The sequence below is a fragment of the Bradyrhizobium sp. NBAIM14 genome (assembly GCF_020193895.1).
In the GTDB taxonomy this organism is placed as follows: domain Bacteria; phylum Pseudomonadota; class Alphaproteobacteria; order Rhizobiales; family Xanthobacteraceae; genus Bradyrhizobium; species Bradyrhizobium yuanmingense.
This window is the reverse complement of record NZ_JADYVQ010000001.1, coordinates 122,309-139,303: the sequence shown is the minus strand read 5'-3', so window position 1 is coordinate 139,303 and position 16,995 is coordinate 122,309. Positions and strand designations below refer to the sequence as shown.

General features: G+C 53.7%; 13 protein-coding genes. 12 read left to right on the top strand and 1 reads right to left on the bottom strand.

Annotated features, from left to right (window positions below; translation table 11 throughout):
- Positions 1-232 precede the first annotated feature (232 nt).
- The 12 genes from I6F28_RS00560 (at position 233) to I6F28_RS00505 (ending at position 14,961) form a co-directional block, all read left to right on the top strand.
- Positions 233-2,491 carry a succinoglycan biosynthesis protein ExoP gene (locus tag I6F28_RS00560; protein ID WP_225139029.1) on the top strand — a complete coding sequence of 753 codons (2,259 nt, stop codon included), beginning with the start codon at positions 233-235 and terminating at the stop codon, positions 2,489-2,491.
- 304 nt (positions 2,492-2,795) lie between these two features.
- Positions 2,796-3,245, top strand: coding sequence for a hypothetical protein (locus tag I6F28_RS00555; protein WP_225139028.1), 450 nt, complete (start codon positions 2,796-2,798; stop codon positions 3,243-3,245).
- A 960-nt stretch (positions 3,246-4,205) separates the two neighbouring features.
- On the top strand, positions 4,206-4,997 hold the full coding sequence (locus I6F28_RS00550; protein ID WP_225139027.1) for a WecB/TagA/CpsF family glycosyltransferase: 792 nt from the start codon (positions 4,206-4,208) through the stop codon (positions 4,995-4,997).
- Between the two features lie 6 nt (positions 4,998-5,003).
- Positions 5,004-6,062, top strand: coding sequence for an acyltransferase family protein (locus I6F28_RS00545; protein WP_225139026.1), 1,059 nt, complete (start codon positions 5,004-5,006; stop codon positions 6,060-6,062).
- A 5-nt stretch (positions 6,063-6,067) separates the two neighbouring features.
- On the top strand, positions 6,068-7,351 hold the full coding sequence (locus I6F28_RS00540) for an O-antigen ligase family protein (protein ID WP_225139025.1): 1,284 nt from the start codon (positions 6,068-6,070) through the stop codon (positions 7,349-7,351).
- 48 nt (positions 7,352-7,399) lie between these two features.
- Positions 7,400-8,425: a glycosyltransferase family 2 protein gene (locus I6F28_RS00535; protein ID WP_225139024.1), complete on the top strand. Its 1,026-nt coding sequence runs from the start codon at positions 7,400-7,402 to the stop codon at positions 8,423-8,425.
- The gene (locus I6F28_RS00530; RefSeq protein WP_225139023.1) at positions 8,410-9,540 is read left to right on the top strand and encodes a hypothetical protein; all 1,131 of its coding nucleotides are present in this window, start codon (positions 8,410-8,412) and stop codon (positions 9,538-9,540) included. Before I6F28_RS00535 ends, I6F28_RS00530 begins: the two co-directional genes overlap by 16 nt.
- 36 nt (positions 9,541-9,576) lie before the next feature.
- The gene (locus I6F28_RS00525; protein WP_225139022.1) at positions 9,577-10,875 is read left to right on the top strand and encodes a glycosyltransferase; all 1,299 of its coding nucleotides are present in this window, start codon (positions 9,577-9,579) and stop codon (positions 10,873-10,875) included.
- 16 nt (positions 10,876-10,891) lie between these two features.
- On the top strand, positions 10,892-11,413 hold the full coding sequence (locus tag I6F28_RS00520) for a serine acetyltransferase (protein ID WP_225139021.1): 522 nt from the start codon (positions 10,892-10,894) through the stop codon (positions 11,411-11,413).
- Between the two features lies 1 nt (position 11,414).
- Complete coding sequence (locus I6F28_RS00515) at positions 11,415-12,500, top strand: glycosyltransferase family 2 protein (protein WP_225139020.1); 1,086 nt, start codon at positions 11,415-11,417, stop codon at positions 12,498-12,500.
- A 47-nt stretch (positions 12,501-12,547) separates the two neighbouring features.
- A complete protein-coding gene (locus I6F28_RS00510; RefSeq protein ID WP_249781764.1) occupies positions 12,548-13,951 on the top strand; it encodes a lipopolysaccharide biosynthesis protein in 1,404 nt (467 codons plus the stop codon).
- 11 nt (positions 13,952-13,962) lie between these two features.
- On the top strand, positions 13,963-14,961 hold the full coding sequence (locus I6F28_RS00505) for a polysaccharide pyruvyl transferase family protein (RefSeq protein ID WP_225139018.1): 999 nt from the start codon (positions 13,963-13,965) through the stop codon (positions 14,959-14,961).
- 398 nt (positions 14,962-15,359) lie between these two features.
- Here I6F28_RS00505 and I6F28_RS00500 read toward each other — a convergent pair whose 3' ends face one another.
- Positions 15,360-16,802, bottom strand: a complete 1,443-nt coding sequence (locus tag I6F28_RS00500) for an undecaprenyl-phosphate glucose phosphotransferase (RefSeq protein ID WP_225139017.1) — start codon at positions 16,800-16,802, stop codon at positions 15,360-15,362.
- Between the last annotated feature and the right edge of the window lie 193 nt (positions 16,803-16,995).

Genomic DNA, 16,995 nt, shown 5'->3' with positions numbered 1-16,995 from the left:
AGGATAGCGGCGCCAGCGCGCACTGTTTCGCTTTTGCGCCGTTAAGCTTCACGAAGGATGCTTCTTGATCGAAGCAGTTGCGCTGCATCAACGACGTTCAATTGCCGATCGGGTGTGCTAGGTTGTGTCACCGAGAGGACGTTGCACGGCGCGTTTGCCTCAAAACAGACCGGGCGGTTCGCGAGCCTCCAATCTTTGAGCACGAAATCAATCCATTTCCAGGAATTGCTAGATGTTGCAGGTGAACAAGCGGGTCTCGGAGATCAACCGTGATTTCGCCGAGGCCGATGGCTCGCCGGCTCAGGCGCTCGCATCCTATATTGAAATCGTTCGCCGCCAGCTTCCGGCCATTGTCGCGATTGTCTCAGCCTGCGTGATCTTGGCGCTGCTCTATCTCTTCACCGCCGCGCCGCAATTCACGTCCACCGCCTCGATGGTGATCGATACCCGAAAGGTGCAGCTGTTCCAGCAACAATCAGTCCTTGGGGACATTGCCGTGGATTCGGCCACCGTCGAGACTCAAGTTGAGATCTTGAAGTCGGAGAATATTAGTCTCTCGGTGATCCGGGATCTGCATTTGACCGAAGATCCTGAATTCGTCGGGCCTGGTGGCGGGTTTTTGGGCGCTATTGTTGCTGCATTCCGAGGTTTGTTTTCGAGCGGTGGAGCAAATCTCTCAGAATTTGCGCTCACGCGAAAGGCGCTCGTTCAACTAGAAAAGAACCGGAAAGTCAAACGAGTTGGCCAGACTTACGTTATGGAGATTAGCTTCACTTCGCTCGACCCGGCGAAGGCAGCCAGAATCGCAAACGCGATCGCCGATGCCTATATTGTTGACCAGCTTGAAGCGAAGTACCAGGCGACCCGTCGCGCCAGCGTCTGGCTGCAGGACCGCATTAAGGAGCTGCGCACCCAAGCTTCAGCTGCGCAAAAGGCGGTGGTCGACTTTAAGACATTGAACAACATCGTCGATACGGGCGGACGACTGATGAACGAGCAGCAGCTTGCAGAGGTAAATAGTCAGCTGGTGCTAGCACGCGCGGCTACTGCCGAAGCCAAGGCGCGGCTTGACCGAATGAACGAGATCGTCAAGCAGGAAATTCCGGACGCCTCTGTCGCCGATGCGCTGAAGAATGATACGATTGTGAAGCTGAGGGGCCAATATGTCGACATGGCTTCTAAGGAAGCAATCTGGTCCGCGAAATACGGCGCCGACCACCTTGCAGCCGTCAACCTCCGGCGGCAAATGGCGGAAATCAAGAAGAACGTCGTGGATGAGCTGAAGCGCATCCAGGAGTCCTACAAGAGTGAGCACGATATCGCCCTCACCCGTGAGGAAAGCATCAAGTCAAGTCTCGCTAACGTTGTCTCAGAATCGCAGTTGACAAGTCAGGCCCAGATTCAATTGCGAGAACTCGAGAGCAACGCACAATCTTATCAGGCGATGTATGACAACTTCCTCCAACGCTACATGGAATCCGTGCAGCAACAGTCCTTCCCCATCACGGAGGCGCGCGTGATTAGTGCGGCGACTATGCCGCTGACGAACAGTTCTCCAAGAACGCTAATCATCTTGGCCGCGGCTCTTTTGGGCGGCATCGTATTGGGTTTCGGAGTGGCGACCGCAAGAGAGCTCACTGACAACGTCCTCAGGACGACCGAGCAAGTTGAGCAAGGCTTAGGAACAAACTGCATAGCTATCCTACCCGCGCTGGCCGTGAATGCGCCCTCTACTGCGCTCGTGGATAGGATTGTGAGGAAAGACGATACCCCGCGGCCCGATTTCTTGCGCCACACGGTAGATAATCCATTATCGCGCTTCTCTGAGGCAGTCCGTTCTTTGAAGGTCGCGATGGACCTGAATTCGATTGCTCGGGAGAATCGTGTGTTGGCGGTTACGTCAACACTGCCTAATGAAGGAAAAAGTACACTTTCAACAAATCTCGCGCAACTTATAGCTCAAGGCGGCGCTCGGGTTGTCCTAATAGATGCTGACCTTCGCAACCCGTCCTTGTCGCGCGCCTTAGTGCCAAACGCGCAGGTGGGGCTAGTCGATGTGGCAGCACAGCGAGTGCAACTGGAAGATGCTTTGACTGAGGATTCTCAAACAAAGCTTTCGATCTTGTCGGCAGGAGCCACCTCGAAGCTGCTGCACACAAATGAACTCTTAGCATCGCAGGCGATGCTCAATTTAATTTTGCTGTTGCGCTCCAAATTCGACTACATAGTCATTGACATGCCGCCGATGGCTCCTGTTGTCGACGTTCGGGTCACATCGTCATTCGTTGACTCCTTTGTCTACGTTGTGGAGTGGGGCAAGACCAAGCTCGACGTCATCAAGCACAACTTGCGCACAGCACCAGAGATCCAAAACAAACTATTGGGTGTGGTGCTAAACAAGGCAGACACTAGAGTGTTGGCACGCTACGTGTCTTATCAGGGGCGCTACTATTATCAAAAGTACTACGCCCGCTATGGGTACTCGGAATAATTTGATCCGAATGCGGGACACACCAGTGAGCGCATTGCTGCTGCTGCTGGGGGTTTTAGGTGTGCTTTGGGTCTGGACTGTTCTGCCCTCTCTTAGATTGTCAGCTGTCGCTCGCGATGTCGCAGTACGAATCCGAGCAGAAGAACGCTTCAAGCCCGGAGTACTTCACGAGGTTGTAGTCCAATTGGATCAGTACACAAAGCCAGTTCTGCTCTCACCTCGTATTGGGCGCGATGGGGCGACAATTCAAGTTCGCATGGCTGAAGAAAATGAACGAAAGGCCGCTTACGACGTAGATCGTGACATGGCAGTTGCCGACGAGGCGCTGAGAGCCGTGCTTTCAATTTTTCCAGCTGATCCGTTCCTCTGGCTGAAGCTGTACTCGACCGGGAAAACCCGGCACGGCTTCGGTCCGGACAGCATTAAGTATCTCGCGCAGTCGTACCGTGTGGCCCCTCTGGACGGGTGGGTTGCTCTCCGGCGTAACAAGGTGGGACTCAGTATTTTTCAAATGTTAGCTGAGGATACGAGAAAGGCCGTCGTTTCGGAGTTCGTCGGTCTCGTTGATAGTGGATTTACTGACACTGCCGCGTTGAATCTTGAAACTGTCGGATGGACCGAGAGAGAGAGGCTTCTGGCCAGCTTGGTCGGGGTAAACATTATCTCAAGACAGGCGTTTGCGAAGAGGCTCGCTTTGGACGGTGTGAAGGCTAGCATTCCTGGAGTTGAAATTGATGAAAGGCCATGGCCGTGACTCCTAAGCATTCAGGTCCGATCAACATCGCCATCGCAATCGGCTTACTGCAGTTAGCGCTGCTTACCTCTGCTCGTGCTCAGGTAAACAGTGGGAATAGGATTTCCACGTTGCAAGGACCTGCTGAACAATCAGCTTCCCCCATTATCCGAGATGCTCTTAACCGACCGTGTTTGGATGTCGAAGCGATGGCGCGCCGACATACCGTAATGCCGACACTTTTCGATCACGTCGTCAGTGTGAAGAACAATTGCGGCCGACGTATCAAAGTGAAGGTCTGCTACTATAACACTGATAGCTGCGCCAAAGAATTTTCAGTAATGGGATATAGCAGAGAGGATACGATCCTTGGCAGCTCGGGCGCCGGACGATTTCGCTATTCTCTCTTGCAGCACTAAAGTCTAACACCTGAAGGCGTCAAGGCCCGCCGGCGGTGGTCCAGACAGCGCAGACTCGACCAATGCGACATGATGGTTGCGCTCTGCGAGAGCTCGTGGCCGATCGCGGTGGCTTCGTCGCGCTCCCGCACGCGAGAAGTAGACGGCATTATTTCCGCTCAAGAAGCAATTTGGCTGTGCCATCGCGTGAGTGATTTTTAGTCAGTGCGTGACTGGATTTGGTGCACGTAATGGGCGTTTACAATTAATGTCGTTGCCAATAAAGAGTTGCCTACAGCACGGTGAAAAATGTGTTATCGAAATCCCAAGTTGTTAAGGGCGAATTATCAAGGAGTATCGGAGTGAATTGGGGCTGGGACGATTAGGCGCTTTGGCGGTCCCAAGCGCAGAAGAAGAAAATGTAGCTTACTAAGCTCTGCGACTGCCCGACGCAGCGGCGCTGGAGAACGGTGAGCCGTTGTATCTAGGGTTTGCGTCTTCTTTGAATAGGTTCGCACAGCTTTGTTGTTCGTGCGTAGTATCCGTCAGTAAGTCTTTTTTTGCGATTTCCGAAAGAGCTACTATGCAGAGCATTTTTCGAACAAGCGTGCTTGGCGTTCCTTTGAGCTTAGTAGACTTGGCCCGAGCGACTGCGCAAATTTTGGAGTGGGCAAAGAAAGATCGCGGCCCTTATTCCGTTTTTGTGCGCGAAGTCGCAGGTCTGATGTTGACCGTGAGGCAACCCGAGCTTCTCAATTTGCATGAAAGTGCTGATCTCGTCGTTGCCGACGGGATACCGCTCGTCTGGGTAGCCCGTTTTAAAGGTCATGGAGATGAGATTGGTCGTGTAGCAGGTGCAGATCTCGTTGATGCCGTGTGTAGGCACTCGATAGCATCGGGGCAAAGTCATTTCTTTTACGGAGGCAAGCCAGGCGTGGCTCAGCGTATGGCTCAAGCTCTTTCACGAAAGTATCCTGGCTTGAAGGTTGCAGGTACCTATAGTCCGCCGATGCTGGATATTGGTCCTGACTTTGATCTGATCGGGACCTGTCGAGAGGACGTCGAGGTAATTCGAGCTAGCAAGGCGGATTTGATTTGGGTCGGAATATCCAGCCCCAAGCAAGAATATTGGATCGCCAAGGCCATGGATGCGATTGATAGGGGCGTGTTTATAGGTGTTGGCGCTGCTTTCGACTTTCATTCCGGAAGCAAGCAGAGAGCACCGGCGTGGATGCGGAATAACGGGCTTGAGTGGTTACATAGGCTTATGAGCGAACCCCGGCGGCTCTGGCGTAGATACCTCATACTTGCGCCGATCTTCGCTGTTCGCGCCTTCGTGGAATTGATCATGCGATCAAGGCAGCGCAGCGGATAATTCCCGATGCGAGCTGGGAGCAAAAAGCTGACTACAGATAATGCCGAGAAGGAAGGCGCGGAAGCTCGCTCGCCCGTTTTGGATGGCTGGCGAGGCATAAGCATCCTGCTCGTTCTGATCGGCCACATGGCTCCTCTTGGACCCAAGTCGCTAAAGCTTAACGTGATGGTCTCGGCGGCCGGCTTAAGCATATTCTTCTTTCTATCCGGCTTCCTTGTCGTATCCATGCTTCTGCGCAATGGTAATCTTGTAACTTTCGCAATTCGGCGTTCGCTTCGTATCCTGCCTCTAGCTTGGCTCGTCTTGGTGGTCGTGATGCTGGTGCAGCGGCCAACCGCTGAGGTGTGGATCGCAAATCTCCTATTCTACGCGAACATCGCTCCAGAGTATTTGCTTCCTCATGCAGATCATCTCTGGAGTTTGTCGGTTGAGGTGCAGTTCTATCTTGCAATTGCCCTGCTGGTCGCAGCTCTCGGCAAGCGTGGGCTCGTGGTCGTTCCAATTGCTTGTATCTTGGTCACTGCTGCAAGAGTAGCGAATGGTGCGGGTTTCTCGATTCTCACTTGGTTTCGAGTCGACGAAATTCTGGCTGGAGGTGCAGTCGCAGTGCTATTGCCGTTATTGCCCAGAGCTATGTTCACGCAAAAATGGTCGAGTGTCGCTCGGTATGTCTTAGTGGCCTTGTTCTTTCTCAGCTGCCACCCATCTTTGGCCTGGCTCCACTATGCCCGACCCTATGCCGCAGCTGCTCTGATTTACTCCACGATGAACTCCGAATCGGGGCATTTGCGAACACTGCTCTCGTCTAGTAGTCTAAGCTATCTCGCCAAGACCTCATACGCCCTTTACGTCATCCACCCGCTGACATACGCAGGTTGGCTGGGTGAGGGGGATGTTGTCGTTCGCTATACTAAGCGGACTTTTAGCGTGCTCCTTACTTTTTGCCTCGCGCATGTGAGTAGTTTTCATTTCGAGAAGTTCTGGAATGATCTAGCTCACAGAATTACCGGGGTAATCGAGAAGAGGGCAATAGCCCAATCACCCCTGCGTTCGCAACCCTTATAGCGCCTATGGACCTCGCGCTTTTCGTTGTTTTCCTTCTGCGGTCCAGTGCGGACTATGTATTCGACGCGCTTCGGATTGAGGTAGGAGGCCTCAATCTGACAGCTGGTGCCTTCCTCAACGTAGGTCTGCTGGCTCTCGCTAGCTTGATGTTGCTGTCCCGAAAGCGACCGCCGTCGTTAGTTGCGGTTTGGCTTCCCTTTCTTGGTATTGCTGCGGGATCGATCCTATGGGCGCCGGAGAAGGGTGAGGGACTACGCGCGCTGCTGGTCCTCTCCACGTATTTCGCTGTATTTGCGATTCCGTTTATGGTGAATAAGCACACACACGGTAAAGGCACTCTTCTAAAGGCCCTGATCTATTCGTCAATTGCTCCTTCGATTTTTGGGTTCTTGGAGTTTTTCTTCTTTCCGGACGCCTCAGGCCGCATAAAATCCCTCTTCCTACATCCAAACGTTTTTGCATTTTATCTCACGTTCGTGTCCGGGATAATATTCTTCCTTCTTGAATCATCGACAGTCTCCTTTAGGCCGGCTGTACGCAAATTTATGTATCTGCATCTCGGGGTATTGGGCGCGCTATTAGTTCTCACTCAGACTCGGGCGGCCTGGGTTGGCCTTTTCATCGTATTCGGCGTGCATGCAGTATTCGTCAATCGAAGATATCTTTTGATTCTGTTGGTAGCGCCTCTGCTGCTCTTTGTACCGGCCGTTTCTGATCGTCTAACTGATCTTGAGCAAGGGACGGAATACCGTGGTGGATTTAAGAGTCAGTCTGATTCAATCAATTCATTCGCGTGGCGGAAGGTAATGTGGGAGTCCGCACTCGACGATCTCTCCGGGTCATTTGTTCTCGGTAAGGGGTTGGCATCATTCGGTACGAACTCGCTTACCTTCTTCCCGATCGTCGATCCGACGCATCGCTATGGAAGCAAAGGAGTGGGTGCGCACAATGTCTATATTCAGATCCTGTACGAAACTGGCGTCGTCGGCTTGATTTGTTATCTAGCCATCTTCGCAAAATTGCTGAGTTTAGCCCTCGAATACAGGCGCTACGATCGACGAGGTGCCGTAACAATCGCGTCTGTGATCCTGGGTTACATGGTGGAAAGCTTTTCGGACAATATGTTCGAATATGGATCGGTGAATCTCTATTTTTGGGGAGGGGTAGGTGTCATTTTCTCCTATTGGGCGCGACAGAGATCGAATGCCTCGATTGAAGGAGGATCCGCACGAACAATGCAGGCCAAAATTTCAGGGAGCTCGCAGATTCTTGGTGGCTCGCCTGCCTGACAGCATTTCCTGATGATCGCCGTTGGTCACGCATTGTAGGAGTGAACTTTGCGATTCTCTATAATCATCCCTTGTCTCGATCGATCTAGCGAGCTGAGACAGGCGATAAGATCGTGCGTGGCCCAAACATTCTCTGACTTTGAGCTGATCATAGTCGATGATGGTTCGATGCACCCACTAAATGTCGTTTGCGACGAGTTCAAAGATTCACGAATCAAGTATCACAGGAACGCGACAAACTTTGGAGTGGCTCGGTCCAGGAATATCGGCCTTGATGTGGCTAAGGGCGACTACATCTCGTTCTTAGACTCTGATGATGTGTATTTGCCGACTCGATTGGAGGTTCTGGATCAGAGAATTCGCAATTGCCCGACGAGTTCGATAATCTTTCATCGGCAAAATCGCCGATTGTCGAACTGTTCTACAGTTCTAAGTCCAGCTCGGATGCCGGAAGCGCAGGAGCGGCTGGATGAGTTCATTCTTTTTTGGGGTAACTTCATTCAGATCAATTCAATGGTGATCGAAAGGGAGTTGGCAAAACAGATCAGGTTTGATGAAACGTGCGCGGTGCATGAAGATACAAAATTTGTCATTGAAGCCTGGCTCGCGCGGCAAAGCTTCGTCGCTTGTGAAGACGTTCTGTCAGACTATCACGATTATGACAACGCGACGCGGCTATCGAAGCAAGGCGGATATGAACTGCTGGAGCCCCTTGTGGAGTTAGCGAGCAGCAGATGTTCTCAGAAGGCGGATGTTGGTGCTTCGGCGTATGCAATCGGAGAGCTGAACTTTTTCCATGCACCCTTTCGTGTGCTGTCATGCGTTTGGCGTGCCTTTAGAGGCGGCCTGCCAAGTGCAAGGTGTCTCGTCTATCTCAGTCGCAGCATTTTCGGTGTTTCAAGAGTGAATAGGGTAATTCACCAGGTCCGGGTGCATCATCCGTGGATCGACCGTCACCGGGGGCGCATGCTGAAAAGCGAGTTAAGCATGATCGGGAGTCCGCGTTTGTCCGCTGGATGGCGGCGAGTCGCAGCCATCATCGCAGCATGGAATCGCAAGTGGTACACGAATTGACCCATAAAGACTTCCCCTTCGGGAAAGCTAAGCGAATGACTTTGCAGCGCTGCGGATATCGAAGGCATCAGCTCTCAATGTTGATGACCTTCGTGATCCTCTTGGCGATTGGGTCAACCGGTCGATCCGTTGCGGAAGAACGGGCGGACGTTGGAGGTAAAGCCTCAACGCAATTCACGACTGCTTCGGCTTTCCAAAGAGCAGGATATCCTGTTTTTGACAGCCAAAGTTTCTGGTATCAACCAATCCCGCGAAACGCTCCATTGCACCAGAAATCTGCTGAGTATGCTCAGGAGTTTGCTCGTCAAGTAAAGACCTATTATGGGCACATCGGCATTAACTTCAGTGGGTATAGCAGTCCAGTTTACACCGTAAAAGCTGACGTTCCGAACGTTACCGTGAAGCTCGTCGACTGTTGGCATAGTGGCTACTATGACAAGAAGCTCGCAAATGACTTCGCTGCGGTGCCGATCCCGAACTATGCCGAGGCTGCCGATGGAACAGATTCGGAGATGTCAATCTATCAGCCGGATACAGATTTGCTGTGGGAGCTATGGCAGGCGCGCAAGGTAGGGGGGCAATGGCAAGCGTGTTGGGGCGGGCGGATGCCGAATACCTCACGTAATCCCGGAATCTGGGAGCGGCCGTATGGAGCAGCTGCGACAGGCCTACCGTTCGCACCTGGCCAAATATTGGCTGACGAACTGCGTGCCGGCGAAATCGATCATGTGATTGGAATAGCGCTCGTTGCGGCAGAAGCGAAGGTTTATTCATGGCCCGCAAACCGGTCTGACGGAAAGGGCTCACCAGGCGTGCCGAACGCAATCCCCGAAGGGATACGCTTTAGGCTGGATCCAGCCCTCGACATAGAGAAACTGAATCTTCATCCTATCGCCAGAACGATCGCCAGAGCTGCTCAAAAATATGGGTTTGTGGTTTGGGATCTAGGTGGCTCGGTTGCACTCCGTGCCGAGAACCCGAAACGGTACACTCTGGTCGGCCTACCTAGTCCGTATCCTCAGCTTTTCGGCAACACGCCGGCTTACGCAATCATGAATCGCTTCCCGTGGGACAAGATGCAGTTCTTGCCAGCTGATTACGGAAAGCCAAAATGAGCAAGGCGGGTGTGGCAATTTCAGTTTGGAGCGTCCATGCAATCAATTGATCATTCGGTTGCGTATATTTTGAATCACTATCCCAAGGTAAGTCATACCTTCATAAGGCGCGAGATCCTGGAGCTTGAACGCCGCGGATTTCGCATTGTACGTTTCGCAATGCGAGGATGGAAGGATCATTTGGTCGACCCTGATGACTTGGCTGAGGTTAACAGGACATCCTTTGTTTTGAAGGCTGGAGCAACAGGTCTGGCTTGCGCGTGCGCAATGATACTTGCTCGGTCGCCTCGGAAGTTTATCTCGGCGGCCTGGCTGGCGGCAAAAATGATGCGTGGGTCGGATAGGCTGGCGATTTGGCACCTGATTTACCTTGCTGAGGCATGTTGGATAACGCGACAGCTTAAGAAGTATCAGATCGGGCACTTGCACGCTCACTTCGGCACGAATCCTGCGGAGGTCGCCTTGTTGGTAGCTGTCCTGGCAAACGTCAGTTATAGCTTCACCGTCCATGGCCCAGAAGAATTCGACAAGGTACACTCAATTCATTTGGCGAAGAAAGTTGAACGCGCGGCTTTCGTTGTTGCGATATCTTCCTTCTGCCGCAGTCAAATCTATCGCGTCATCGCGCATCAGCTTTGGTCTAAGGTTAAAGTGGTGCATTGTGGAGTGGATGACGCTTTCGGAGGGGGGGATCGCCTTGAGGTGCCTCGCAGCAATCGGCTGGTGTGCGTCGGCAGACTTTGCGAGCAGAAGGGACAGCTTCTCTTGATTGAAGCGGTTCGCGATCTCGCAGGAGACGGACGCGACTTCAAGGTAGTCCTGGTTGGCGATGGAGAATTGCGCCATGAGCTCGAGGAAATGATAGCTCGTTACAACCTGGAGAGGTACGTGGAAATAACTGGGTGGGCAAGCGCCGAGAGAGTCAAGAGAGAGATCTTCAGTGCGCAGGCCGTGGTACTTCCAAGCTTCGCGGAAGGTCTCCCACTCGCCTTGATTGAAGCAATGGCAATGGGTCGTCCTGTAATCACTACATTCGTTAATGGAATACCAGAGCTGGTGGTGGACGGTAAGACCGGATGGTTGTTCCCGGCTGGCTCCAAGTCAGATATCGTCACGGCCATCCGAAGCTGTCTTGATGCGCCTCGTGAGCTGCTTGAAGAAATGGCACGTAACGGAAGAGAGCGGGTTCTTCAACGACATGATCTGTCTCGTCAGGCGGAACTTCTGGCTGGACTGTTTTCAAGCGAATTGGGTGTGTGTCGTGACAACACTCGAAACGGCCGACGAGCGATTAGCTCATCTCCCGATGAGCAACAAGTTTGTCAGACATGCTGAGTGAAGATACTGTTCTATGACCAACGATCCTGATTGGAACGCCGATCTTGCCCGAGTCGGAAATGGTTCTTTTTTTTGGCGAGAACCCTCGCTTTGGGCCCTCTGGGTCTACCGATATGGACGGCGAATTGATCGAGAACGGGCCGGAAGAATTCGTTCGTTGAAAACACGCTGGTATTGGCTTCTCTTTCACTTAGTCGCAATCATTACCGGTATCAGTATCCCGAAAGAATGCGCAATCGGCCCGGGCCTGCGCATTTGGCATTTCGGCGGAATTTTCGTGCATCCGAAAGCCACTATAGGTAGTAACTGTACGTTCAGGCAGGGGGTTACTATCGGAAACAAAGGTGAACAAGAGTGTGCGCCTACCCTAGGGGACAACGTAGAATTGGGGGCTTACGCGCAGATCATTGGCCCAGTCAGAGTTGGAAGCAACTCTAGAATTGGAGCCTTAACTGCCGTGGTAAAGGACGTCCCTCCGGGTGTCACCGTCGTGGGGCAGCCGTTTCGCTTCGCTAGCCATTCACTTGAGAGCTAGAATGCCTACCATTGAGGTCTTGCTGCCGATAAAGAACGCGCTCCCGTACTTGCCCGAAGCGATCGACAGTGTTTTCGCTCAAACCTTTCAAGACTGGCGGCTCTCAATACTTGATCACGGCTCTACCGATGGCTCCCTCGAGATCGCCCAGCGATATGCCGAGAAGGACCGTCGCGTTCATGTAGCTTCCAATCCCGGCGCCAGGGGGCTTGCGGGACTATTGAACTTCGGGTTGGAAAGGGCTGATGCTCGCCTTGTTCTTCGGCAGGACGGAGATGACATATCGCGGCCTGACCGCTTCCAAGTGGTTGTCGACACGTTTGACAGGCAATCTGATCTACTAGTACTTGGAGCTGAGGCCACCGTCATTGACAAGAGCGGCCAAGAAATAGGCTACATGCGGCTGCCAGGAACGCCGGCCGCGGTCGCATCTGCGAGTTTTTTCTACAATCCCATTGCACATCCAACGGCAGCGATCGATCTTCTAAAGCTAAGACGCTACGGTGGATGGTACGGCATCGACATGTTGCGAGTTCTTCCGACAGATCAATCACTGGAGGTTCTTAGTCTAGCTGAGGATTACTTTTTCTTTGGACAGCTCGCTCAACTCGGTTCATGTGCGAACATCAAGCGGCCACTTATAAAATACCGCTACCATAGCCAAAGCGAGAGCGTCTTGAAGCGTGATGCGCAGAATGCCTGTGCAGTAAGTATCTCACGCTTTTTGGCTGCCTCGTTTGCGGCCCTAAAAGGTGTGGAGCTCTTCGATCCCGCTCCGTTTTGCTCTCACGCTGAAAACATATTCGACTGTGGGCTGTCTGACTATTCCGCAGAATTCAATAGAATGGCTCGATCACTCAGAGAAGGACTTTGCTGGTCTCCCGAGTTAGCAAGAGAGCTGGCCTTTCGCTGTGTCCTAGCGAACCGGAACTCGATAGTAATGTTCGCGCGCTACTTCAATTTTGCGCTCGCCCATGGGCTACATTCCGGTGAATGGCGAGTTGTTCGCAATTGGATAGGACGACTAGTGGACAGCAAGCATATTACTCGCGTCGATGAACGCATCAGTCGTTTGCCCCAGTTCTGATGGATCAGGAGTCTCTCAGGCGGCGAACCCGTGGAGCTGTCCTTTGGATGGCGGTCGCAACCGGTTGGGCTTCGATTGCATCCTTCGTCACGTTTGCTCTACTTGCGAGGCTGTTGGATCCATATGCGTTCGGTATATTTACGCTGGCGCAGATCGTTTTCACCTTACTCGCAACGCTAACTGCAGCTCCCTTCAACAATTACGTGATACAGCAACACGATCTGGATGAAGATGCTCTAGACACGTTGTTCTGGACAAACTTAGTTCTTTGCGTCGCGATAGCCGCGCTAATTTGGGTCTCAGCAGACGCTTATGCTGTTCTGATGAATGCACCCGGCGCGGCGGCTCCCTTGCAATGCCTGGGAATTGCGCTTCCCGTGGAAGCACTCGCGACCATTCATCTCGCACGAAGCCTTCGCGAGTTCGGTCATAAGATTGTTGCTATACGAACTCTTGTGTCTACGTTATTGGGTGGTGGGCTCGCCGTACTGGCCGCTTATAACGGCCTGGGTATTTGGAGCTTAATCCTCCAAGTCTGGATGACGAGCCTTTCGAACGCCGTATCTTCCTGGCTCTTTAGCCGGTGGGCACCCCGGTTTCGGTTCTCTTGGTTCGCACTTCGTCCGTTCTTGCCCTTCTGCGTAGGGGTAATGACCTCTCAACTCCTGTGGCTAATCTTGCTCAGAATCCCTGAGGTCATTCTTGGTCGGGTTTGGGGACCCGCATCTGTTGCGCACTACCGAGTTGGTTGGCGACTTACAGAAGCAATAAGTACAGCCATTCTTCAGCCGCTCGCGGGCGTCGCGCTACCCGTCTTTTCCAGGCTGAAGGGGGATCCGGCAAAGTTCGAAGATGCATACGCGCGTTTCCTGAACATCGCCGCAATCGCCCTCCTGCCATCGTTACTGGGGCTTACAATCACTGCGAAAGAAGTCGTCCCGCTTCTTTTTGGGCCCAATTGGACCGACAGTATTGTTATTGTCCAGATCCTAGGGCTTTTGGGAGTGCCGTTGGTCCTAAACTATCTTGTCGGCCACGCGCTGACCGCTGTTGGCGCAGTGCGGCAGCTGTCTCGGCTGGCTATCGTCCAGATTGTTGCGACATTCTTCTTTTCACTTTCAGCAGCGCCATTTGGCGTAGCTGCTGTCTGTCTGGCCTACGTCGCACGCGCTTACGTGATGATGCCCTATCAACAATACCTATTGCGCGTGTCGTCATCGGTTTCGTTTCGGACATGCATTAAGGCAATCCGCGCGCCGTTTCTGGCATCATGCGTCATGGCAGCCGCTCTTTATTTGCCTAATCACTTGTTTCGATCTTACCTCCCGCAGGACGTCATATATGTCACGATCGTCATTCCTTGCGGTGCTTTAGTTTATATCTTAACGTTGTACCTTCTTGATCAGAAGGCTTTTCGTGCTTACACCCGATTGTTGGGAAGCCTGAGTTGAGCAGGTGAGCGTTGGAAACACATCTCGAAATGATTGCGCGCATGAACGCGGAGATGGACCGCGTTCTGAGTCCTTTTGTTAACCAGGGGCCGATCGCGTTCTTAGATTTTCCGGACTACCCGAATGTTGGAGATACTGCCATCTGGCTTGGCAGCATGGCCTTCTTGGCCAAAAGAGGTCTATCTCCATCTTTTATCTCGACGATGTCGAGGGTCAACGTCGAGGCGATTAGACCACAGCAGACGATTTACCTTCAGGGGGGGGGCAACCTCGGTGACGTCTGGTCCAAATACTGGCCCAATCCACAGGAGTTCCGAGAAGCCGTCATTGAGCGATTCCCGGACAAGACCATTATTCAGTTGCCGCAATCCATCAACTTTCAGTCGGAGAGGAATGCTGACAGAGCTGCAAGGGTCTTCGAGAAGCATCCAAATTTTTTACTTTTGGTTCGTGATGCGAGAAGCTTGGAATTCGCAAGACGCAAGTTTCAGTGTCGCGTCGCTCTTTGTCCGGATATGGCCTTTGCGTTGGGATCGGTAAACAAGGTTGGCAGATCCAATGGAAGGACACTGTTTCTCTTGCGCACGGACATTGAGAAAGCTCAGACAAGCTCGCTGAAGCAAACCTCAATACCTCCCAATGGAGATGTGGCCGACTGGATTGAAGAGCCGCGTTGGACAACAGCCGCAGCCATTGGTCGAGCATTGATTACTAGCGGTGTGCCGCAGTTAGTAAAAGGGGGTAGGCGCCGCCAATGGATGATGGATTTTTACAAAAGGAAAGCTGAGCTTCGCTTTTTGAGGGGAATCACGTTGCTATCGGCGTACGACCAAATTGTATCCGATCGGCTACACGTTCACATTGTAAGTTCCCTTCTCGGTATACCCCATATAGTGCTTGACAATAACTACGGTAAGATAAGCGGAATTATCGATGCATTCTCGACAGACTGGCAAGGTGTTCGCCGAGCGAGCACGCTAGATGAGGCAATCATAATGAATGGGAAATAGTGAGTTTTGTTGGCCGGTGGGCTCGCCTGTCTTGCTTCCTCGACAATGTTGCGGCACATGCGTTGCTACAATCTGCAGATTGCAGCGTTCGCGTGGTGAAACGCGATAGGCCTGAGCGCCGAGCGTGCGGGGATATCCCTCGATTCACGCTAATTAGCGAAAATGCACATGCGGACTTTTCGAACTCGCCGCTGCAGCTGTGCGCGGCCGGAATTCCTGTTCTTCGCTACATGAGGCCTTGGGGATGATCGCTGCCACCTGATAGCCGTCGCTAGGTCAAATGCTATGCTGGAGCTTGGCTTGCCTACCTGAGTACGCAGTATGCACGCACCGAATGCCGCACCAAAGGGGCATCGGCTTTAAGAGCGCGACAAGTCGGACTCAAATGAACGTGACCTTTAGTACGCGCGCGCTTGGCCAAAACTGATAAAGGCAGTTTTGATGATAATGGAGACGTCGAGCCACAAGCTCCAGTTGTTAATATACCACAGATCATACTCCACGCGCTTCTGCATCAGGTCGAGCGTGCGGGTTTCTCCGCGATAACCATTGACCTGAGCCCAGCCGGTGATGCCGGGCTTGACGTGGTGGCGGAAGGCGTAGTTGCCGATGATCTGCTCATATTCGGTGTTGTGGGCGGCCGCGTGCGGGCGCGGGCCGACCAGCGACATGTCGCCCTTGAGCACGTTGAGGAGCTGCGGCAGCTCGTCGATCGAGGTCTTGCGCAGCCATTTGCCGATCGGCGTGACGCGCGGGTCGTTCTTCTGCGCCTGCTGAATCGTCGGGCCGTCCTCGAGCACGCGCATGGTGCGGAATTTGAAGATCCTGAACGCGCGCCCGCCGAAGCCGTGGCGGGTCTGGCGGAAGAACACCGGCCCCGGCGAGGTCAGCTTGATCAGCACCGCGGTCACCAGCATCACCGGCGCGAACACGAACAGCGCAAGGCTGGCGCCGGCAAGGTCAAGCGCGCGCTTGAGCGCGCGTTCGCGCCAGGTGAGCGGGGCGCGGCGCAGCTCGGCGGTGAAGGTGTTGCCGGTGCCGACAAGCGGATAGCGCAGGAAGCGCGCCGTATTGGGGTCCGGCACCAGATGCACGGGGAGGGGGAGGATCTTCAGCACGTCCAGAATGCTGTCGATCGCATGCTGCCGGCTCCAGTTGATCAAGAGGAAGACGTGCTCGATCCGGTGCTCGCGCGCGTAATTGATCAGCTCCTCGAAGCGCGGCGCCAGCGAGGACAGCAGCAGGGGCGAAGCCAGCTCCCTGGCCGGGATCTCCATCACGCGCATCAGGCGGTAGCCGTGCTGGCCGAGGTCCTCGACCGCGTTGGACGAGGTGGCAAGGCCGAACTCGGCGACCAGAAGCGCCCGTCCGTTGGCGAAGGCGCCGGTGCGCAAGGCATGCGCGGTCCAGCGCGCCGCCACGATCTTCCAGGCGAGCAGGGCGGCAAGGCCGACCAGGTAGAACGAGATCGTGGTGCCGCGCGAGAACTCGTCGCTGACCTTCATCGTGAAGGCGATCGCCAGCAGCGCCCCGAACAGGCCGGTCCACGTCGCCAGCGTCATCCGGAACGTGCGGGGCAGGTGGGTGACCGTCTTGAGGCGATAGCCCTGCTGTACGATGGTCAGCAGGACGAAGTTGATGGCCACCAGCACGCTGGCGGCCGCATAGACGTCGGCCTTGCCGAGCGTGCCCGCGGTGACGACGTGATAGCCAACCGCGCAACCGATGCCGCTGACCACGATCAGCGCCGCATCCACCACCGCCAGCAGCCGTTCGACCACCACAGGTCGCAGCCAGCTCGGCGCAAAGCCTCCGGATGTAGGCGTGACCGGCTCGACCACACGAATTTCCGTCGCAGAATCAGCGACGGGCACCGGCCGAGTGGAAAGAATTGTCATCCTGCCAAATCCATTGACGCAAAATTCATTAGCCCGAACAAGCCGTGCTATCGGGCAATATCGCTGTTAGAACAAGGCGAAGGAAAAATTAACCTTACCCCACAAGCGTGCATTGTAGCTCATCTCGCCTCGACTG